This is a genomic window from Pontibacter virosus, from assembly GCF_003096355.1.
GTDB lineage: Bacteria > Bacteroidota > Bacteroidia > Cytophagales > Hymenobacteraceae > Pontibacter > Pontibacter virosus.
Genome location: NZ_QEKI01000013.1, coordinates 83,642 through 104,905 on the forward strand (window position 1 = coordinate 83,642; position 21,264 = coordinate 104,905).

The following is a 21,264-nucleotide window of genomic DNA, read 5'->3' on the forward strand; positions in this document are numbered from 1 at the left end:
TTTTAACTTCTAAGAATTCAGAATTATGAAAATAGCGCCAATTAGCGAAGAATTGTTTCAGCGTGCACAGCACTCTATACCGGGCGGGGTAAACTCTCCTGTTCGTGCCTTCCGAGCCGTGGGTGGCAATCCACGCTTTATGGTTTCGGCCAAAGGGCCTTACATGTATGACGAAGACGGCAACCGTTACATGGAATTCATCAATTCCTGGGGGCCTATGATCCTGGGCCATGCCGCTGAAATTGTACAGGAAGCGGTGCAACGGGCTATACCTAACTCCCTATCCTTCGGTGCTCCTACCCGCAAGGAAATCGAAATTGCTGAGCTGATCGTTGACATGGTGCCATCGATTGAGAAGGTGCGCATGGTAAACTCCGGTACTGAGGCGACTATGTCGGCCGTGCGCGTGGCCAGAGGCTATACAGGCCGCAACAAAATGATCAAGTTCGAGGGCTGCTACCACGGCCACGGCGACTCGTTCCTGATCGCTGCCGGTAGCGGTGCTATTACCCTTGGCGTGCCAGACAGCCCGGGTGTGACGAAAGGCGTTGCCGCTGATACGCTCACTGCTCCTTTCAACAATCTCGAAGCTGTTAAGACGCTGGTCGAAGCCAACAAAGACCAGGTTGCGGCTATTATACTGGAACCAGTGGCCGGTAATATGGGACTTGTGCTGCCAGAAGCTGGTTTCCTGCAGGGATTGCGCGACCTCTGTACCAAAGAAGGCATCGTACTGATATTTGATGAAGTGATGACGGGCTTCCGACTGGCCCCAGGTGGAGCGCAGCAGCTGTTTGGCGTTACGCCTGATATGACCACACTCGGCAAGATCATTGGGGGTGGCATGCCAGTGGGCGCTTACGGCGGCAAGAAAGAGATCATGAACTTCGTGGCGCCAGCCGGACCGGTATACCAGGCAGGCACCCTCTCTGGCAATCCGATTGCCATGTCAGCAGGTATGGCCATGCTGCAGTACCTGCAGGCGCACCCAGAGGTTTACACCAACCTGGAGCGCACCACTACTAACATGGTAAACGGGATGAAGCAGAACATGCAGGAACTGGGCATGAATTTCACGATCAACCATGTAGGCTCTATGTTCAGCATTTTCTTTACCGAGCAGCCTGTTACAGATTTCGAGAGCGCTAAAACATCGGATACAGCGATGTTTGGTCGTTACTTTAACGCTATGCTGCAGCGCGGCGTATACCTGGCCCCTTCGCAGTACGAGTCGCTGTTTGTGTCTACAGCCATTACGGACGAGTTGGTACAAGAGTACCTCAAAGCTAACAGTGAGGCGTTAAAAGAGGCTTTACTGAGATAAGCTATACCTTCATAATAAGAGAAAAAAGACGGCAGTTCAGAAATGGGCTGCCGTTTTCAATTAAGTAAGGTATAGCCTGATCCTTTTGAAGAGGGAAGAGCTTTCAATACAAACCCTATCGCCTTCTCATCTGATCATGCAACCTCAACCAGTTAACAATTTAACAATACAGCAATTCAGTAATTCAACAATCAACCATTTTGCTTACTTTTACAGTCATAACATTGCACCCCATGATTCTTACAGATAAGCAGATTTTAGCAGAGATTGAGAAAGGCACTATTCTGATCGAGCCATTCAAGCGCTCTGGCCTTGGCACCAACTCCTACGACGTACACCTGGGCCGCTACCTGGCCACCTATCGCAACGAAGTACTCGATGCCCGTCACCACAACGAGATCGATGTGTTTGAAATACCAGAGGAGGGATTCGTTTTACAACCCAACACCCTATACCTGGGTGTAACGCTGGAGTATACAGAAACCCACGCGCACGTGCCTTTCCTGGAAGGCAAGTCTAGTGTTGGCCGTTTGGGTATCGATATTCACGCTACAGCCGGCAAAGGAGACGTAGGCTTCTGCAACACCTGGACGCTGGAGATTTCGGTTACCCAACAGGTGCGCGTTTACCATGGCATGCCGATCGGTCAGCTGATTTATTTTGAAGTGAAAGGTGGTATTGAGAACTACTATAACAGTAAAGAGAACGCTAAATACAACAACCGCACAACCAAACCAGTCGAGTCGATGATGTGGCGGAACGAATGGTAAAATCCAAAATAAAATCAAAAAAAGAGGTCAAATTGTTAACAATTTGACCTCTTTGGCATTATTTCTGTACTATATAGCTTGTATTCGGCACTGATAGAGTAGCGAAAAAAATAGTTTAAATTACCGGAATCATTTACAAACAACCCGCGTTTTAAAACTACGCTGCCTCAGAAAAGAATCTGACAAAGCATTGAAAACACCAAAAACACTAAGATTATGAAAAAGCTACTGGCAATAACATTTATAGTATTCGGAACTGTATTCAGCGCATCTGCTTCAGGTAATAATGTAACTGTTGTTGCTGAGAAGCGTGCCAATCACCTCTCTGAGCAGATGATTCGTGAATTACGTCTGAACAACTACCAGGCAAATAAAGTTAGAGAAATCAACCTGGATGTAGCTGCCCAGATTACTGAAATTGAGCAGAAGCATGCAGGCAACGAGCAGCTGATTGCAGAGCAGTGCAAAGAAGTACTGGCCGTACGTGACCTGGAGTTTGAAGACATCCTGAGCACTGTGCAGTACAACGATTACTTCGGTGATCGCAAAATGTACTCTAAAGTTGACCGCGAGTTCGTATCAAGCCTGGACGAGCAAGGTTCTCAGAACATGGCCACTAACCAGCAGGCCGATAAGAGCAAAATCGCTTCTAACGTAAACTAGACCAAACCAAAATTTTAATAGCATAAAAGCCACCTCTTAGGGTGGCTTTCATTATTTACAGGCTAATTGTTTTCCTTTTTGCGCTCCTCTTCTACATGACTCATCAGGTCTTCACACAGAGCGCGCATTTTGTCGGCCATTACCTTGTCGCTGGTGGCTGTAGCAATGCTCTGTGCCATCGCACCGATCGTATCGATGTAGAAATACTTCATTTCGTCGATTGGCATATCCTTTGTCCACAGGTCGATTTTCATCGTGCCCGCCTCGTCGCGATCCCAGAGCGAAATGTTGATGGCTTTGGCAAAATGTATCTTTTCGCCTGCGTCAGTGGCTCTCCAGCTGATGGCCTCTGGTACGCGCTGCTCGTCAAGCGCAATGCTAAAGTATATCTCAGACTTCTTCATTTTCTTTTCTTTTTAAACTTTGGGCTATATATATCTCGTACTATGCTTGAATACTAAAACCAAGTACAAAGTTACGTGATGCGCTACGGAATAAAAACCTTCTTCTTTCTTTTTAGTCTGACCATGCTTTCAGGGTGCGCCAGCTTAACCTCCTCTATCAAAAAACCGAAACTCTATACCATCGCTTTTTATAACACAGAGAAGCTATATGATACTCAGAACGACCCCAAAACAGATGATGACGGCTTTACACCGGGCGGCGTCTTGCAGTGGGACCAGGACAGGTATAAGACCAAAATACGCCATATAGCGCAAGTGATTGAGACCATCGGAGGAAAGAATGGCCCCGACATAATCGGCCTCTGTGAGGTGGAAAACCGCCAGGTGCTGGATGACATAGTGAAGTCCTCCCCGCTTCGCAAACGCCGCTATGGCATCATCCACTACGACTCACCTGACCCGGAGGGGCTCGACGTGGCGATGCTTTACAATCCTAGAGTATTCAAACCGACTTCGCAGACTAATCTTCCTGTTAAGTTTTCAGAAAGAGGATTTGCGTCGCGCGGCATCCTGCAGGTGAAAGGTACATTGGCTGGCGAACCGGTTACGGTATATGTGAACCACTGGCCCGAAGACCGTGGCAGCGCGACACTGGGTGCGGCCCGCAGGCGCGATGCGGCAACGGAACTGCGTCGCCAGCTGGACTTGCAGCTGAAAACAGATAAGAATGCGAAAATCATTGTGCTGGGCGACTTTGCGGATGAGCCTAATTCTGTGAGCGTAGAAAAAGTCTTAAAGGCTTCCGGCCGACCTAATCCGGCCTACCAGAACGAGCTATTCAATACCTTCTACCTGTGGTTTGTGCAGGGAAACGGCAGTTACCATACCCGCAACGACAACAAAATGCGCGACCAGATCATGGTCACTAAGTCAATGATGAATACCCAAACTGGTTTGCATTATGTACATGGTTCGGCTCAGATCCATGACCCTGAGTTTGCCAAATTTACCTTTGGCAGGTATAAAGACACTCCCCGCCAAACCTGGTCCCACACCCTATACCTAGGCGGGTATAGCGATCATTTCCCGGTATACATCAAACTACAGCAAGCAAAATAGTGCTTCGGCGCTAAGCCAAAGTATAAGCATCATCCCCTAAAAACAGGAAAGGCGAACCAAAACGGTCCGCCTTTCTGCATTAGGAGAAATTATCTTCTTATACGTAATTGTTCAGCATTACAGGCATCACTAGCATCAGAACATTTTCATTATCTTCATTAGCAAGCGGCATCAGCAAACCTGCGCGGTTCGGTGTAGACAGCTCAAACGAGATTTCATCCGCATCGATGTTATTAAGCATCTCGATCAAAAATTTCGCGTTGAAGCCGATTTCCATGTCCTCGCCGTCGTACTGGCACGTCAGGCGCTCGTTTGCCTCGTTAGAGAAATCGAGGTCCTCGGCAGATACCTGCAGTTCAGAACCTGATAGCTTCAGACGAATCTGGTGTGTGGTTTTATTGGAGTAGATGGAGATACGACGCACAGAGCTCAGCAAAGCAGCACGGTCAATCACCAGTTTGTTCGGGTTCTGCACCGGAATCACATTCTCATAGTCCGGATAGCGCTCGTCGATCAGACGGCAGATCATGCGGATGTTGTCGAAGCTGAAGAAGGCGTTGGACTGGTTGAACTCCATACGCACGGCGGTTGCCTCAGAAGGCAGCGTAGACTTCAGCAGCGTGAAGGCCTTGCGCGGAATGATCAGCGATGCTTCCTGGGCCGTAGCAATGTCCGTGCGACGGAAACGCAGCAGGCGGTGACCGTCTGTGGCGACGAAAGTTACGTTATCAGTGCGCAGTTGCACGTAAATGCCCGTCATAGCTGGACGAAGCTCGTCGTTGCTTACTGCAAAAATGGTCTTGTTGATGGCACGGGCCAGCACATTAGACGGAATCTCGATGGCACTGCCGCCTTTCACCACAGGTACACGCGGGAAGTCGGTTGCGTTTTCACCAGAGAGTTTGTAACGTCCGTTTGAGGAGCTGATCTCGATGGTATAGGTCTCTTCGTCGATGGTGAAGGTTACCGGCTGGTCTGGCAGGTTCTTCAGTGTCTCGATCAGGATCTTGGCAGGGGCAGCAATGCGGCCACTCTCCTTCGCCTCTACCTGCAGTTCGGTGATCATGGAAGTCTCCAGGTCACTGGCTGTGATGGTCAGGGTGCTGTCGTTGATCTCGAACAGGAAGTTTTCGAGGATAGGAACCACTGGGTTGTTGGTTACCACACCATTTATGCTGGCTAACTGCTTCAAAAGAGCAGAGGAAGAGACGATAAATTTCATTATGTATAGCTATAATGTTATTTGGACAAAGTTAAAAATTTTTCGCATTTAAACTACCTGAAACGGTCCGGCATTTCACAATTTCTTTACATACAGGGCAAAAAAATCAGAAGCGTTCATAACGCCGCTTGCGCAGGTAGTAGCGAACCACCCCAAACAGGCCCAGTAGCATGATCGGTGCCACCAGATTAAGCAATTGCCAGTACGTGCGCTCCTCTTTCACCCGCACCCTGTCCAGCGGCCGTAGCTGTATTTCCTTGCTGCGTACGTTAATCAAACCTTCAGAGTCCAGCAGGTAGTGAATCGTGTTCATGGCCAGCTCCCGGTTGGCAAAGGTCACATTGTTGTACCTGTCAAACCCTAGTTCGTAAGCCTGTCCGGTACGTGGGTTTACCTCGTTGCGCACCAGGTCACCATCCGAGAAAACTGCTATTTTGGTCGGAACTCCAGTCTCTCTCACTTGCGGATTGGCCGCTCCCTCCGGTGCTCGTCTGTTACGGAAGAGGGAGGCAAAAGCGCCTTCCAGTAAGTAGCCCACCGGCTGCGGACCAGCCTGGTATTGTTCCGGCTTCACTTCCATACGGGCTTCTTCGAGCGTCAGCGGCACGGGTACTTGCATCACACGGGAGTAAACCGATGTATAGACGAGCGGTGTTTTGCGGATACCGTCGGCCCGCACCGTGTCCATCGTACCAATAAACTTCGAATACACTGCGTCGATGTTACGCGTAATCGGGTGCTTACTGAAGGTGTTGAGCAGTGGGTAAAAGCGCCAGTTGACCATCTCGGTCTGCGGTCGCTCGCCCATATACCCCGTCACGATCGGTATAAAGCCAGAGTTCAGGTCCATGATCATGGTTGGGTTCAAACGCACGCCGTAGCGGAAAAGCATGTCATCCAGGTTAAGGTTATAGGGCATGGCAAACATACCGCCCGCTCCCACGCTGTCCATATTCGCATTGAGGGCATCCACAAAGAACACCGCTTTGCCCCCGTTCATGATGAACTGGTCGATCTTATACTTGTCGGCTTCGGTAAAGGCTTCGGTTGGTTTAGCGATGATGATCAGGTCCAGACCATCCAGCGAAGGGATGTTGCGGAGTTCACCGCGAGCCACCCGGTAGAACTCCTGCAAGGAGCCCAGAAGATCAGTCACATACTGTGTTTCTAACTGCCCCTGCCCACTGATGTAGCCGATGGTCTTGTTGCCCTGGAAAGCCATCTTGCGTATAGCTGTAGCCAGTTCGTACTCTACTCCTTCTACCGACTGATTCAATCGCTCGTCAGGAGAGGCGGCCAGGTTACCTTTCAGCAGCATCACACCAGTCTCTTTGCCTTTGTACAAGACGCGGGCACCCGGAAACACCAGACGCTCCACCTGCTTGCCGCTTTCATTGGCCCGCAGATTAGTCGGCTGTATACCTGAGGCCGCTAGTTTCTGAAAGAGTTCAGTACGTTGCTTCTCGTCCGAGATATCGTTCGGGTCGATGAACTCGTAGCGTACGTTGCCGCCCGAGTAGATGCGGAATTCGTCCAGCGTCTCGCGCACCGACTGCTGCAGGCGTTTGAAACCGGCGGGGAACTCGCCCTCCAGGTATACCTCCACAAACACCGGCTCCGGAAGCTGAGAAAGCATCTGCTTCGTAACGGGTGAGATGGTATAGCGTTTGTCCTCGGTCAGGTCGAGGCGGAAGAAGAAATTGGCCGCCAGTACGTTGAGCAGCACAATGGCCGCCAGCGCGATCAGAAAGCGGGTCAGGTCGCTGCTGCGCTTGCTCTTGGGTATCGTTGCCTGCTCTGTTACCATTTTCTGCTGCTCAATACAAGTTTGGTGGAAAGAATCATGATCGCGATCACACTCAGAAAGTACAGCACGTCACGCGAGTCAATCAGCCCCTTGCTAATGGCCGAATAGTGGTATTCTATACCTAGCTGGCTGATAAAGTAGCCGTAGCCGCCCCAAACAGATATAGAAGCGATTAGTTCGAAACCGGCATAAAAGATGTAACACAGGAAAATAGCAATCACAAAGGAGATGATCTGGTTGTCAGAAACGGAGGAGGCAAATACGCCGATGGCCGCAAAAACGCCTGCCAGAAACACCAAGCCCAGGTATGAGCCCACCACAGCGGCAGAGTCTACATTGCCCTGCGGATTGCCGAGCTCATACACGGTATAGTAGTAGATCAGGGTAGGTATAAGCGCAAATAGGGCCAGCAGGAGCGCCGCGAAGTATTTGCCCAGAATCAGTTGAAGGTCTGTGATCGGCTTGGTGAGCAGCAACTCGATCGTACCTTCGCGCTTCTCCTCGGCAAATGTACGCATGGTGATAGCTGGGATCAGAAATAGAAACAGCCAGGGTGCCATGTTAAAGAGCGTCTGCATATCAGCAAAGCCGTAATCGAGCACGTTGCTCTCTGGGAATACCCACATGAACATGCCGATGGCCACCAGAAACACCATGATCACAATGTAGGCGATCAGGGAGTTCAGGAAGCCGTTAAATTCTTTCTTAAGTATAGCGAGCATTTGGTATACCTACTTCGTCAGTTGTTGGAATATCTTTTCAAGGGAGTTCTCTTCGTGGCGCAGCCCTACCAGTGGCCAGTTGCGCTCGGCAGCAACACGGAAGATGGTAGCGCGGATATCGGTGTCTTTTCTGGAGATGACCCGGTAGGTGGTACCCTCGGCCAGTGTAGCCGACAGCACTCCCGGCACTTGTTCCAAGGCCTCTACAGGTATAGGCTGCTCAAACTCCACAAGGGTCGACTTTTCGTTTCGGGAACCAGCCTGCAGACTCGCCACGTCGCTGTCGGCTACCAGTTTGCCCCTGTTAATGATCACTACCCGATCGCAAATAGCGGTAACCTCCTGCATGATATGGGTCGAGAAAATCACGGTTTTGTCCTGCCCGATGCGCTTGATAAGTGCCCGGATCTCGACGATCTGGTTCGGGTCAAGGCCAGTGGTCGGCTCATCGAGAATGAGCACCTGCGGGTCGTGCACCAGCGCCTGCACCAGCCCGACACGCTGTCGATAGCCTTTTGAAAGCGCTCCGATCTTTTTGCCCTGCTCCAGTGTGAGTCCGCATAGTTCCACCATTTCCTGCACGCGTTCCTTCGCCCGGCGCCCTTTCAGGCCATAGACAGAAGCCACGAATTGCAGGTACTCGTGCACGTACATGTCCAGGTAGAGCGGGTTGTGCTCTGGCAGGTAGCCCACGCTGCGGCGGACGGCGATAGAGTCCTGCACAGCATCGTAGCCGTTCACGAGCACGGTGCCGGTGGTAGGCGGCAGGTAGCAGGTTGCGATCTTCATAGTCGTGGACTTGCCAGCCCCATTTGGCCCCAGAAAACCCAGGATCTGACCTTGCCCCACGGAAAAGGAAATATCATCTACGGCCCGCTGCGACCCAAATATTTTTGTAAGGTTCTTTACTTCAACTGACATGCATTGTAATGATTAATGAATAATGAATAATGACGCATCAGGATTGCCTTCCATTATTCATTCACCATTATTAATTATTCGTTAATTAGGGTTCGCAAAGCTACAAAAGCTGTTCCAAATATCAGCTATACCTGCTTTCTTCCCTTTGGCATCAACGGGCGTACCTCTATGTCTACGTGGTGGTAATTTGGATGCGATTCCAGGCAATGCAGTATGGTAGAGGCGATATCCCCGGGGCGCATCATGTTGTCGTTTACGGTCACGCTGTCAATGTTGTCGAAGAAGTTGGTTTGCACCGAACCGGGGTAGATGCAGGTGACCTTTACGCCATAATCGCGCAACTCTTTGTAGAGTGAGTGTGAAATGCCGCGGACCGCATGCTTGGTGGCGCAGTAAGCCGACATCTGCTCTATACCTGTGGTGCCCGCAATAGAAGAGATATTGATGATGTGCCCTTCTCCCATTTCTTTCATACCTGGCACTACCAATCGGGTACAGTAGAAGAGACCATGCACGTTTGTGTCGAACATCAGATGCCATTCGTCCAGATTCTGATCTTCGAGCATGGCAGAGCGGCCCAGGCCGGCATTGTTAACAAGCACACTAACCTGGCCACCAAAATGCTCTACGGTATGCTTATAAGCCATTTGCACCGAGTCAGCCCGACGAACGTCACACTCCACAAACTCAAAGCGCTCGTGCTGTACCTCCGGCGCTGTTCTTCCCCAGCCTGCTACTTTTGCGCCCTGCTCCAGCAGTGCGTTTACAGTTGCCAATCCTATTCCTCGACTTACGCCGGTTACTACAGCAATTTTTCCTTCCAGTTTCATAGTTCTTTGTTTTATTGCTACCTATAGCCTGTAAAGCAGGCCTATCCGGAATACCCGCGTATACAGCTTCATGTTCGCGCCATCCATATTAGCACGGTAGTTTTTGATGCCATGCGCGTAACTCATGGATATACCGAAGTGTCCATGGTAACCTGTTATGCCTAGCCGCGGTCTGAAATCGGTGATCTTTTCGCTTCGGTCCTCCTTAACTTTAATTTCAGTCCCGTCTTCCATCGTTGCTTCAGATCGCTCTTTCATTTGTTGACTAAAACCAATGTCGGAGCCCAGGGTTAAGTCCAGGTCTACAGGGCTTTGCTTTATCCGCCAACCGATGTAGGGCTGCAGATTGATGTAGTCAGCTATGATCACTGCCTTTCCATCTGCTGGATGTGTCATGGATGAACTGTGTGACCATTGGCCGACGGCTCTGTCTATTTTGGCTCGGGTGCGCAGTTGCTCGTACCCAGCCTGTGTGCCGAATAAAAGACCACTGGTAGCAACGTATTGTGCCTGCAGGCTGGCTCCATACGTCACGTTATACCTACTCCCATACGGATTGCTCACTCCTGCACTGCCACCCCAACTGTTGCTAAGGCTCATAGCTATTGTTTTGGAGGATGACTCTCCTGCAAAACTGGACAGGCCTGAGTTTAGCTGCACGCTATATTCCATCTTCTGCCCGAACGACAGCGTTGCACTTCCGAGCGCGAGAAGTAACAGGTATGCTTTTTTCATATAGGTATAAGTTTGTATCTAGTTCAAATTATCCCCGCATACCCTCCTCACTTTTCCATGCTAGATATCCCCCAGCTGCGGCCTTATTAGGATCTCTTCCACAACACTGTTGGGCGACATGGTATAGGCACCGTAGATTGCCATAGCTACATCGTCGGCGCGCATGAAGCGCTCGGGCGGCAGGTCTACGCCCTCCCAACTGGCCGTTAGGGTAGCGCCCGGCAGAATAGCCGTTACGCGCACACCGTGCTCTTTCATTTCCTCACGCAGCACTTTTGACATACCGAGCAAAGCATACTTCGAAATGCAGTAAGAGCCGCCGTTTGTGTAAGGGGTGATGCTGGCCGTGGAGCACATGTTGAAGATATGCCCGCTTCTGCGCTTCTTCATGTCCGGTACGAAGGCCTTGGTGATGTAGTAGGCGCTGTAAAGGTTTGTGTTGATCATCATCGGCAGCGCAGAATCGTCCTCTTCGTGCACCTTGCCAGGTATAAATAGGCCGCTGTTGTTGACAATAACCTCAATCCGCACCTTAAGGCCTTTCACGTAGGCAATAAAGTTTTTGAGTGAGCCCATATCGCTCAGGTCTGCCTCCTGGTAAAACACTTTGGAAAAAGTATAGCGCTCCTCTATTTCCAGTTTCAGCTTTTTCAGGTCTTTCTCGTTTCGGGAACAAGTAATGATGTGGAAGCCTGCTTTTGCGAATTGTTCAATTACGGCCCTACCGATACCCTTTGTGCCACCTGTCACCAAAATATACTGCTGCATGCGCTCTATATAGCTTTAAGATAATACGTTTTCGAAATTTAACCGTAATATAGGCATTTAAACAGTATTTTTGTTTAGAAACACGTTTAATACCTTGTTTAACACGTATCGCCTGTATGCTACAATCCTTTGGGAAATACCTGCTGTTCATGCAAAGCCTTTTCACCCGTCAAGAATCCGCCAAGATTCTGTTCGGCCGCACCGTCGACGAGGCTATTCTGATCGGTATCAACTCTATTATCATCGTTGCTATTGTTTCTACTTTCATTGGCGCAGTTACATGCGTGCAGGTAGCATATAACCTCGACAACGCCTTCATTCCCCGTTCCACCATCGGTTTCATGGTGCGCGAAATGACCATCCTGGAACTAGCCCCTACCATTACCTCCATCGTGTTGGCGGGCAAAGTGGGCTCTAGCATTGCTGGCGGTCTGGGCACGATGCAGATTACGGAACAAGTGGATGCGCTGGAGGTAATGGGCATCAACTCAGCCTCATACCTGGTGCTGCCGAAAGTGGTGGCGGCTATCCTTGTTTTCCCGATGCTGGTGATCTTGGCCATGTTCCTTTCGATTCTGGGCGGCTACTTAGCCGGAACACTTTCAGGCGAGGTGACAGCTCAGGAATATATCACTGGTATACGCGACCAGTTTATACCTTACAACATTGTTTTTGCCTTGATCAAATCGGTGGTATTTGCCTTCCTGATCTCCTCCATCTCCTCTTTCCGGGGCTACTATACCTCCGGCGGCGCACTGGAAGTGGGAGCGGCCAGTACCGCAGCCGTAACCAATAGCGTGATCGCCATCCTGATCGGGGACTTTGTGCTGGCTTACATCCTGCTTTAGGCGAGCCTGCTTACTTATTTTCTGAAAACCCATGATTGAAATACACAACATACACAAAGCTTTTGGCGACAAGAAAGTGCTGGATGGCGTGAGCGGTGTTTTTGAGACCGGCAAAACCAACCTCCTGCTCGGAGCCAGTGGTACTGGTAAAAGCGTGCTGCTCAAGTGCATTGTGGGCCTCATCAAGCCCGACCTGGGCAGTGTGACTTTTGACGGTACTTATTTCACCAACAACAAGCTCGACATCCGGCAGGAAATCCGCCGTAAGATTGGCATGCTCTTCCAGGGCTCTGCGCTGTTCGACTCCATGACGGTGGAGCAGAACGTCGAATTCCCGCTCAAAATGCTTACTGACATGAGCAAAGAAGAGCGCAAAGAGCGTGTTGACTTCTGTTTAAAGCGCGTCGGGCTGGAAGGTGCTAATAAAAAAATGCCCTCTGAGATCAGTGGGGGTATGAAGAAGCGCGTAGGTATAGCCCGTGCTATTGCTCCAAATTGTACATACCTATTTTGCGACGAACCTAACTCGGGCCTCGACCCGCAAACTGCCCTCAAGATCGATGAACTGATCAAAGAGATTACGGAGGAATATAACATTACCACCATCATTGTGACGCACGATATGAACTCCGTAATCGAGATTGGTGACAAGATCTTTTTCCTGTACGAAGGCAAAAAACTTTGGGAAGGCACCCGCGATGAGATCATGGACACCGACATCAAAGAGCTTAACGACTTCATTTTTGCCAACCGACTGATGCGCGACGCCAAAAAGGTAGAGGAAGAAGAGCGTGAAGAGGAACGCGTAGAGGAAGAGGAGCGTCAGCACAACCTTCATCCAGATTCTCAAAGCAACGAGAAAGCACCCTCAGAAGAGACAGTGGAAACACAGGACAAACCACAGCCCGAAAATCCGGAGGGACCTACGGCAACTACCCAGACCGGGAAAAACCAGGTATAAGCCGATCCATCTGAGAAAGGCGCAGGTCTAACATTATCTTTAGCTCACAAAAAAAAGCTCCCGCTAACATTTAGCAGGAGCCTTTTTTATGGGGTATAGACAGTTATTAGAAGTCGAGTCCGAATAGCATACCAGCTACTGTTGCAGTCATCATACAGGCCAGGGAGGCACCCAACAAGGCAATAAAGCCAAGTTTAGAGAGCTGTCCCTGCTGATTTGGAGCCATGCTGCCGATACCACCGATCTGGATGGCGATGGAGCTGAAGTTTGAGAAGCCAGCCAAAGCGTAAGTTGCCATGACCAGCGCCTTTGGCCCGAGCGTGCCGGCCTCCTTCATATTGGCCAGGTCTAGGTAAGCCACAAATTCGTTGATGGCGGTTTTTTGTCCGAGCAAGCTGCCTACCTGCAGGGTGTCGGCCCAGGGCACTCCCATGATGAAGGCAAACACCCGGAAGATCTGGCCTAAAATATACTGCAAGGAGAATCCGTTGAACTGACCGTTCGTGCTGGCCACTACCATTTCATTCAAACCAGACCAGGCGCCGATCATGTCTGTCAGGATGTAGTTTACCAGAGCAATTACGGCGATAAAAGCGAGTAGCATACCACCCACATTAGCGGCCAGGCGCAAGCCGTCACCGGCTCCTCTCGAAAGTGCATCGATCAGGTTCACACCCAACTGCTCCTGGTTCACTTCCAGTTTGTTGGTGATCTCTTCATGTTCTGTTTCAGGCACCAGAATTTTAGCAAGCACTATACCTGCCGGGGCGTTCATGATGGAGGCCGTAAGCAAGTGGGCTGCAAAAATAGCCTTCTGGGCAGGATCATCGCCTCCCAGAAAGGACACGTAAGCCGCCAGTACGCCGCCTGCCAGCGTCGCCATACCGCCTGTCATCAAGCACATCAGCTCGGAGCGCGTCATACGGGCAATGAAGGGGCGCACGAGCAAGGGAGCTTCTGTCTGCCCTAAAAAGATGTTGCCGGCAGCAGAAAGGCTTTCAGGGCCTGAAAGGCGCATCACCTTCGACATCACCCAGGCAATGCCGTACACGATCTTCTGCAGCACACCAAGGTAGTACAGACCAGCCGATACCGTAGAGAAGAAAATGATGGTCGGGAGAACGGAGAAAGCGAAAATGAAGCCTAGTCCGTTATTCTTGGAGGGGTCGGCCAGATTACCGAAGAGAAACTGCGCACCCGCCTGCGAGAAATCCAGAAAGGTAACAAAGCCCTCGCTCACGTAGGCAAAGCCTTTTGCCACCACGGGTACCTGGGTTACAAGCACGCCAAAAAGAATCTGGAGGCAAACGCCGTAACCGACGAGTCTCCAATCTATGTTTTTACGACTTTTGGAGAACGCAAAGGCAATGGCAATAATGGCAAGGAGGCCAAGAAGCCCTCTGAAAATATCGAACATGCTGTGGGAAAAATTTGGCCAAAAGTAAGGCGAATATCTGTTAAAACAAAAAGTCCCACCCCGATAAGGGGCAGGACTTTCAAAGTATAACGTATGTTACGCTAGTTTCGCTTGTTCAACTCGTCGCGGATCTTGGCGGCGCGCTCGTAGTCCTCTTTTTCGAGGGCCTCGTTCAGCATCTTGTTCAGGTCATCAACCGACGTCTGGTTGAGCGGTTCCTTGGAACTAGAGGCTGTCGTCGAAGAACTGCTTTTCACAGTCATTTCTTCGTTCTCGTCTTCCTCTTCTTCCAGATCGCTCAGAATGATGCCAGCTTCTGACAGCACACTTTCCACCGTGTAGATAGGCACCCCAAATCGCAGGCCGATCGCAATGGCATCGGACGGGCGCGCATCCAGCTCAAACTCCTTCTCGCCGTCGGTACACATGATCTTGGAATAGAACACGCCTTCTTTCAGGTCTGAGATCAGGATCTCGGTGATATTCACACTCATCTGCTCTGCAAAGGTCTTGAACAGATCGTGCGTAAGCGGACGGTTTGGGTTGATTTTTTCTATCTGTATGGCAATGGACTGCGCCTCGAACATGCCGATGATGATCGGCAGCCTGCGGTTTCCATCTCGCTCACCCAGCACCAGTGCAAACGATCCCGTCTGCGATTGGCTGGAGGAGAGCCCGAGTATCTCTAGCTGTATTTTTTTCACAATTAAGCTCTTCTAAGTCTATTTGTCTAAAGCTTTAGCAGCTTCAATTAATTTAGGAAGTACCTCGAGCGCATCGCCAACTATGCCATAATCAGCGGCTTTGAAGAACGGCGCTTCCGGATCCTTATTAATAACGACAATCACTTTAGAAGAGTTAACCCCTGCCAGGTGCTGAATGGCACCAGAGATGCCCGCCGCGATGTACAGGTTAGGGCTTACGGTGATACCCGTCTGGCCTACGTGCTCATGGTGCGGACGCCAGCCTATGTCCGAAACAGGCTTGGAACAGGCGGTTGCCGCACCCAGTTCGCGGGCAAGCTCCTCGATCAGGTGCCAGTTCTCAGGTCCTTTCATACCACGACCGCCAGACACGACGATCTCCGCCTCAGGCAGCAATACACCTCCGTCCGTTTCCTGCATCACCGTCTCCTTTGGAGCGGCTGCAAAATCAGACTCCGCCAGATCAGCCGACAACTTCTCAACAGAAGCAGTTGAACCTGCGTTGCTGATGATGTCGGTGCTGTTTTTCTTTACCGCGATGATCTTCACGTCGGAAGTAAGGTTCACGTCCGCAAACGCCTTGCCCGAGAACACACCACGGGTTACAATGAAGTTACCACCATCCATCTTCGGAAGTTCGGTTACGTTGGTTGCCAGAGAGCCGTTCAGGCGAACAGCCAGTTTGGAACCTACCGCTGCACCGATGTTGGAGTTAGAGAACACCAGTACTTTCGCGCTTTCCTGCTGGGCAGCTGTTGCGATTACTTTCACGTACGCATCGGCTACGAACTGCTTCAGACGGTCGTCGGCATCGTACAACACCTTCGTTATACCTTGCTCGCCCAGTTTGGCAAGCGCTTCTTCGTGAACATCGCCGATAGCTACAGCCGTAGCGGTTGTGCCCATGGCCTGCGCTACCTGGCTGCCGTATGAGGCTGCCTCCAGCGAGGACTTTTTGATCTCTCCGTTCAGACCTTCTACAAATACTAATACAGACATATTACAGTACTTTAGCTTCGTTTCTCAATAGTTTAATCAATTCACCGGCGTTTTCTACGTCGATCAGCTTCACGCCGCTCTTTTTCTCGGGCTTGCTGTAGTTCACGTACTCCGACTTGGCTTCGCCGCCTGCAGGCTCCACTACTTTGAGTGGCTTGGTGCGGGCTGTCATGATACCGCGCATGTTCGGGATGCGGGGCTCGCACATTGGCTGCTGGGCGCTGGCTACGAATGGCAGTTTCACTTCCACCACTTCTTTGCCACCTTCGATCTCACGCTCCAGACGGGCCGTGCTATCGTCTACCATGTCCAGTTTAAAGGCTGGCGTTACTGACGGAATGCCCATCATCTCGCCCACCATGTTGTGTACCTGGAAGCCGTTGTAGTCAATGGACTCCTTGCCCATCAGGATCATATCGTAACCGCCTTCTTTGGCCACGGCAGTAATCTGCTGCGCCACGAAGTAAGCATCTTTCGGGTGTGCGTTCACGCGGATGGCATCGTCGGCGCCAATGGCCAATGCCTTGCGGATGTTCGGCTCAGCGTCGGCTTCGCCCACGTTCAGCACGGTTACGCTGCCGCCTTTGGCTTCTTTCAGCTCAATGGCGCGGGTCAGGGCGTACTCATCCCAAGGGTTGATTACGTACTGCACCCCGTTCTTGTCGAACTCTTTGTTATCTCCAGTAAAGTTGATCTTGGATGTGGTATCCGGAACGTTACTGATGCAAACTAATATTTTCATATAATAAAATGTTAGCTTATTAAAAGTTAAATTTGATGCGAAGTTAGTTAAAATATAGCCAAATAGAAATGTCTCAAAATAGATTAGAACAGCTCTTCCAATTCTACGAAGAAGACCCGAACGACCCATTTACGATCTATGCGATTGCGACAGAATTGCGTGGATCTGATCCGCAAAAAGCAATGGATTTTTACGAGAAACTTCTGTCTGAGCACGAGCGCTACGTAGGCACCTACTACCATGCGGCCAGCCTGTACGCCGAGTCTGGTCAACCTGAAAAAGCCGAACAAACCTACAAAAAAGGGATGCTGATCAGCCGACAGGAAGGCAACATGCACGCATTTGCCGAGCTGCAACAGGCCTATAACAAGTTTGCGGGCCTTGACTACGAAGACGAATAGCACCTGTTGCGCTATGAATCAAAAATAGTATGCATGCATCATATCTGCAAGTATAAAACCGTCTTTTACGCAAAATGTTTTCTCTTGACTCTTGTAGGGTACTTGATATAGCGACTGAAGGTTTACGCTAGCAAAAAGAAAAGCCACCGCCTTTGCAGGTTGGGTGGCTTTTTCTGTTTATACCTTTCTCTGGCTACGATAAGCTAACCACGAGGTCGTCAGTATTCACCAGCGAGCCTTCCGGCAAATGCAGGTTGGCGATCTTGGTGGCCTCTGAAGCGGTGATGGTGGTTTCCATCTTCATGGCCTCGATTACGAACAGCGGCGTGTTCTTCTTCACCTCCTGATCTTTCTCCACGAGAATCTTTGATAGCAGGCCCTGCAGTGGCGCTCCAATGTGCTTCGGATTGCCTTTGTCGACTTTCTGGTGCTGTACCCGCTCCACTTTCACCGACTTGTCGCGCACCTCAATGTTTCGCGTCTGGCCGTTGAGCTTGAAGAACACAGTGCGCATGCCGTCCTCATCCACGTGGCCCAGCGACTGGTACTTGATCACGATGGACTTGCCACGGGCAATGTCGATGATGGCCTCCTCGCCCTGCTGCATGCCATAGAAGAACAGGCGCGTCGGGATCTTGGAGACGTTGCCATATTGGTCATAGTGTTTGTGGTAGGCCTCGTATACCTTCGGGTATAGCTGGTACGAGAGGAAGTCGGTATATTTCGTGTGCTCTCCGAACTTCATTTGAAACTCCCGGAATTCTTCTTTTAGATTGATTGGCTCGAGGTGCTCGTTCGGGCGCCCGTCGTAGGGCTGTTCGTCTTTGAGCACAATTGCCTGCAGCTTTTTCGGGAAGCCACCTGCCGGTTGGCCGAGATCGCCGCGGAACAGCGACTGCACCGACTCCGGGAACGAGATCTGGTCGCCTCGCTCGAGTACGTCCACTGTGGTCAGGCCATTGGAGACCAGGTATAGCGCCATGTCACCTACTACTTTGGAGCTTGGCGTCACTTTCACCAAATCACCAAACAGCTGATTCACTTCGGCATAGGTCTCTTTGATCAGCTCCCACTTATCGCCCAAGCCCAGCGCATTGGCCTGCGGACGCAGGTTGGAGTACTGACCTCCCGGTATTTCGTGGTGGTATACTTCGGCTGTGCCGGCCTTTAGCCCCGACTCAAACGGATAGTAGTACTCCCGTACCGTTTCCCAGTAATTGGAATGGCGGTTGAGGCTCTTCTGATCGAACTCACGATGCCGCTCCTGGAAGCGCATGGCCTCTACCATCGAATTAAAGTTAGGCTGCGAAGTGAGGCCAGACATAGAGCCCAGGGACACGTCGATTACATCTACCCCCGCTTCTACTGCCTTTAAATAAGTGGCTGACTGTATACCTGAGGTGTCGTGGGTATGCAGGTGGATAGGCAGCTTCACGGTATCGCGAAGCGCTTCTACCAGCACAGTGGCGGCGTATGGCTTCAGCAAACCGGCCATGTCTTTTATGGCCAGAATGTGTGCACCGGCATCTTCCAGCTGCCTGGCCAGTTGAAGGTAGTACTCCAGATTATACTTGGTCTTGGCTGGATTAAGGATGTCGCCGGTATAGCAAATCGCGCCTTCGGCCAGACCGCCGGTGCGCTTGCGCACAAAGTTGATGCAGGGCTCCATGCTCTTCATCCAGTTGAGCGAGTCGAAGATGCGGAATATGTCCACGCCCGTCTCCCACGACTTCTCCACGAATGACTCGATCATGTTATCCGGATAGGCTTTATACCCTACCCCATTGGAGCCACGGATCAGCATTTGCAAGAGTATGTTCGGCACAGCCTCCCGGATCTCGGCCAGTCTACGCCATGGGTCTTCGTGCAGGAAGCGCAGGCACACGTCGAAAGTAGCACCGCCCCATACCTCCATGCTGAAGGTTTGCGGATGATCCTTGGCATAAGCCTCGGCTATCTTGAGCATGTCAAACGAGCGCATGCGGGTCGCCAGCAAGGACTGGTGCGCGTCGCGGAAGGTGGTGTCGGTATAGTGGATCTGCTTGTCGTTGCGCAGCCACTTGGAGAACTCTTCCGGACCCAATTCTGTCAGAAGGTCTTTAGTGCCTCGCTCGTACGGTTTGTTCAGATTGAAACCCGTAAAATCCGGCTTTGTGAGCACCTTGCTTGGGTCCGGATTCTTCACATCCGGATGACCGTTCACGATCACATCGGCCAAAAAGCTGAGTAGCTTCGTTGCGCGGTCTTTGCTCTTGCGGAACACGAACAGCTCGGAGTGGTTTTTCACAAACTCCACGGTGGCGTCGCCGGAGATAAAGGTCGGGTGTGTGATGATGTTCTGCAGAAACTGTATGTTCTGTTTCACGCCCCGGATACGGAACTCGTCCAGCGTGCGCGACATCTTCATGGCGGCGTGACGCAAAGTCGGGGCCTGTGCCGATACCTTCACCAGAAGCGAATCGAAGAACGGACTGATCTTGGCGCCCTGATACACACTGCCCTGGTCGAGGCGGATACCGAAACCACCGGCACTGCGGTAGGCGATGATGGTGCCGTAGTCTGGCTTGAAGTCGTTTTCCGGGTCTTCCGTCGTGATGCGGCACTGGATGGCTACGCCATTGGCACGCACGGTATGCTGTGGCCCGAGCAGTACCTCCTCATGGTCCAGTGTATAGCCGTCGGCAATGAAAATCTGCGTTTTGATCAGGTCGATGCCAGTGATCATCTCTGTCACCGTGTGCTCCACCTGAATGCGCGGATTCACCTCAATGAAGTAGATGTTATTGTTGTGTGGCTCCACCAAAAACTCCACCGTGCCCACGTTGTTGTAGTTCACAGCCTTGCAAATGCGGATGGAATAGTCGTAGAGCTGTTGCCGGGTTTCCTCGTTCAGGCTGATGGCCGGCGCCACCTCCACCACTTTCTGGAAGCGGCGCTGCACGGAACAGTCGCGCTCGAACAGGTGGGTAATATTGCCATAGTTGTCGGCCACGATCTGCACCTCGATGTGCTTCGGGTTCTCGACATACTTCTCCAGGAAGAGCGTGTCGTCGCCGAAAGCTTTCAGGGCCTCGTTCTTGGCTTCGAAAAAGCCTTTTTCGAGTTGCTCGTCATCCCGGATCACGCGCATGCCACGTCCACCACCGCCGGCTGCTGCCTTGAGCATGAGCGGATAACCGATGCGGTGCGCCTCTTCCAAAGCGGTGTCGTAAGTGTTCAGGTCCAGATCGTTGCTCTGAATAATGGGCACTTCGCAGCTCACGGCCACTTTCTTAGCCGACACCTTATCACCCAGCGAACCCATTACCTCCGGCCGTGGACCGATGAAGATGATGCCATTCTCGGCGCATTTGCGGGAGAAATGCTGATTCTCGGACAGGAAGCCATAGCCCGGGTGAATGGCGTCTACTCCGTTTTCCTTCGCAATAGCAATAATGCCGTCGATGTCGAGGTAGGGCTGTAGCGGCTGGTTGTCTTTGCCGATCTGGTAGGCCTCATCGGCTTTGTAGCGGTGCAGGGAGTAGCGGTCTTCGTAGGTATAGATGGCCACCGTCTGGATGTTGAGCTCCGTACAGGCCCTGAGCACACGGATGGCAATTTCGCCGCGGTTAGCGACAAGTACTTTTTTGATTTTCATACAAGGTGAGATGTAAGGTATAGCTGCACTATATTTTTAGGTATAAGGGCGAAAGGGAGAAACCCATGCGCCACATGTATAAGCAACACTATAATAATAGGTATAGACGAATGGCAGTCGGGAGATGAGTCGGCCTGCCGTTTTGAAAACATCCCTTAATACAGGCTTTTTCCTGATAAGGTTATATTGCAATTTAGCTAAAAACACTTCCGTTATCCATCGTTCCATTTCAGATTCGTGCAAGCCGCCTTCTAAACCCAGGCCCTTCTG

Annotated in this window: 19 protein-coding genes and 1 pseudogene; 7 read left to right on the forward strand and 13 right to left on the reverse strand. The window is 51.1% G+C overall.

Features of this window, described 5'->3' with window-relative positions; all coding sequences use genetic code 11:
* The first annotated feature begins 25 nt into the window (after nt 1-25).
* From hemL to C8E01_RS16585, 3 genes are all read left to right on the forward strand, one after another.
* Complete coding sequence (hemL, locus tag C8E01_RS16575) at nt 26-1,324, forward strand: glutamate-1-semialdehyde 2,1-aminomutase (protein WP_116544580.1); 1,299 nt, start codon at nt 26-28, stop codon at nt 1,322-1,324.
* A 233-nt stretch (nt 1,325-1,557) separates the two neighbouring features.
* On the forward strand, nt 1,558-2,094 hold the full coding sequence (dcd, locus tag C8E01_RS16580; RefSeq protein ID WP_116544581.1) for a dCTP deaminase: 537 nt from the start codon (nt 1,558-1,560) through the stop codon (nt 2,092-2,094).
* Nucleotides 2,095-2,310: 216 nt separating this feature from the next.
* Nucleotides 2,311-2,757 carry a hypothetical protein gene (locus C8E01_RS16585; protein ID WP_116544582.1) on the forward strand — a complete coding sequence of 149 codons (447 nt, stop codon included), beginning with the start codon at nt 2,311-2,313 and terminating at the stop codon, nt 2,755-2,757.
* A gap of 62 nt (nt 2,758-2,819) precedes the next feature.
* Here the strand turns inward: C8E01_RS16585 and gldC are convergent, their stop codons facing one another.
* A complete protein-coding gene (gene gldC, locus C8E01_RS16590) occupies nt 2,820-3,161 on the reverse strand; it encodes a gliding motility protein GldC (protein ID WP_116544583.1) in 342 nt (113 codons plus the stop codon).
* A gap of 78 nt (nt 3,162-3,239) precedes the next feature.
* On the opposite strand from gldC, the gene C8E01_RS16595 reads away from it, so the two are divergent.
* Nucleotides 3,240-4,280: an endonuclease/exonuclease/phosphatase family protein gene (locus tag C8E01_RS16595; protein WP_116544584.1), complete on the forward strand. Its 1,041-nt coding sequence runs from the start codon at nt 3,240-3,242 to the stop codon at nt 4,278-4,280.
* A gap of 97 nt (nt 4,281-4,377) precedes the next feature.
* Here C8E01_RS16595 and dnaN read toward each other — a convergent pair whose 3' ends face one another.
* From dnaN to C8E01_RS16630, 7 genes are all read right to left on the reverse strand, one after another.
* Nucleotides 4,378-5,502, reverse strand: coding sequence for a DNA polymerase III subunit beta (gene dnaN / locus C8E01_RS16600; protein WP_116544585.1), 1,125 nt, complete (start codon nt 5,500-5,502; stop codon nt 4,378-4,380).
* Nucleotides 5,503-5,608: 106 nt separating this feature from the next.
* On the reverse strand, nt 5,609-7,309 hold the full coding sequence (gldG, locus tag C8E01_RS16605) for a gliding motility-associated ABC transporter substrate-binding protein GldG (protein WP_116544586.1): 1,701 nt from the start codon (nt 7,307-7,309) through the stop codon (nt 5,609-5,611).
* Nucleotides 7,303-8,031 (reverse strand): gliding motility-associated ABC transporter permease subunit GldF, encoded by a 729-nt coding sequence (gldF, locus tag C8E01_RS16610; protein WP_116544587.1) that lies wholly within the window; start codon nt 8,029-8,031, stop codon nt 7,303-7,305. The genes gldG and gldF overlap by 7 nt, the downstream gene beginning before the upstream one ends.
* 9 nt (nt 8,032-8,040) lie before the next feature.
* The gene (gene gldA, locus C8E01_RS16615; protein ID WP_116544588.1) at nt 8,041-8,952 is read right to left on the reverse strand and encodes a gliding motility-associated ABC transporter ATP-binding subunit GldA; all 912 of its coding nucleotides are present in this window, start codon (nt 8,950-8,952) and stop codon (nt 8,041-8,043) included.
* A gap of 125 nt (nt 8,953-9,077) precedes the next feature.
* Nucleotides 9,078-9,782, reverse strand: coding sequence for an SDR family oxidoreductase (locus tag C8E01_RS16620; RefSeq protein WP_116544589.1), 705 nt, complete (start codon nt 9,780-9,782; stop codon nt 9,078-9,080).
* 21 nt (nt 9,783-9,803) lie between these two features.
* The gene (locus C8E01_RS16625) at nt 9,804-10,517 is read right to left on the reverse strand and encodes a hypothetical protein (protein WP_116544590.1); all 714 of its coding nucleotides are present in this window, start codon (nt 10,515-10,517) and stop codon (nt 9,804-9,806) included.
* A 60-nt stretch (nt 10,518-10,577) separates the two neighbouring features.
* On the reverse strand, nt 10,578-11,285 hold the full coding sequence (locus tag C8E01_RS16630) for an SDR family oxidoreductase (RefSeq protein WP_116544591.1): 708 nt from the start codon (nt 11,283-11,285) through the stop codon (nt 10,578-10,580).
* Nucleotides 11,286-11,401: 116 nt separating this feature from the next.
* On the opposite strand from C8E01_RS16630, the gene C8E01_RS16635 reads away from it, so the two are divergent.
* Nucleotides 11,402-12,133 carry an MlaE family ABC transporter permease gene (locus C8E01_RS16635; protein ID WP_116544592.1) on the forward strand — a complete coding sequence of 244 codons (732 nt, stop codon included), beginning with the start codon at nt 11,402-11,404 and terminating at the stop codon, nt 12,131-12,133.
* Between the two features lie 31 nt (nt 12,134-12,164).
* Nucleotides 12,165-12,908 (forward strand): annotated as a pseudogene (locus C8E01_RS16640) (ABC transporter ATP-binding protein); the annotation flags it as partial.
* A gap of 292 nt (nt 12,909-13,200) precedes the next feature.
* Here the strand turns inward: C8E01_RS16640 and C8E01_RS16645 are convergent.
* The 4 genes from C8E01_RS16645 to C8E01_RS16660 form a co-directional block, all read right to left on the reverse strand.
* Entirely contained in the window at nt 13,201-14,511 is a 1,311-nt protein-coding gene (locus tag C8E01_RS16645; RefSeq protein WP_116544593.1) for a NupC/NupG family nucleoside CNT transporter, read from the reverse strand.
* A gap of 101 nt (nt 14,512-14,612) precedes the next feature.
* Complete coding sequence (locus C8E01_RS16650) at nt 14,613-15,215, reverse strand: bifunctional nuclease family protein (protein ID WP_116544594.1); 603 nt, start codon at nt 15,213-15,215, stop codon at nt 14,613-14,615.
* An 18-nt stretch (nt 15,216-15,233) separates the two neighbouring features.
* A complete protein-coding gene (locus tag C8E01_RS16655; RefSeq protein WP_116544595.1) occupies nt 15,234-16,214 on the reverse strand; it encodes an electron transfer flavoprotein subunit alpha/FixB family protein in 981 nt (326 codons plus the stop codon).
* 1 nt (nt 16,215) lies between these two features.
* Nucleotides 16,216-16,956, reverse strand: a complete 741-nt coding sequence (locus tag C8E01_RS16660; RefSeq protein ID WP_116544596.1) for an electron transfer flavoprotein subunit beta/FixA family protein — start codon at nt 16,954-16,956, stop codon at nt 16,216-16,218.
* Between the two features lie 68 nt (nt 16,957-17,024).
* On the opposite strand from C8E01_RS16660, the gene C8E01_RS16665 reads away from it, so the two are divergent.
* Nucleotides 17,025-17,357 (forward strand): tetratricopeptide repeat protein, encoded by a 333-nt coding sequence (locus C8E01_RS16665; RefSeq protein ID WP_116544597.1) that lies wholly within the window; start codon nt 17,025-17,027, stop codon nt 17,355-17,357.
* Between the two features lie 193 nt (nt 17,358-17,550).
* On the opposite strand, the gene C8E01_RS16670 is transcribed toward C8E01_RS16665, so the two are convergent.
* Entirely contained in the window at nt 17,551-20,994 is a 3,444-nt protein-coding gene (locus C8E01_RS16670; RefSeq protein WP_116544598.1) for a pyruvate carboxylase, read from the reverse strand.
* Nucleotides 20,995-21,264 lie beyond the last annotated feature (270 nt).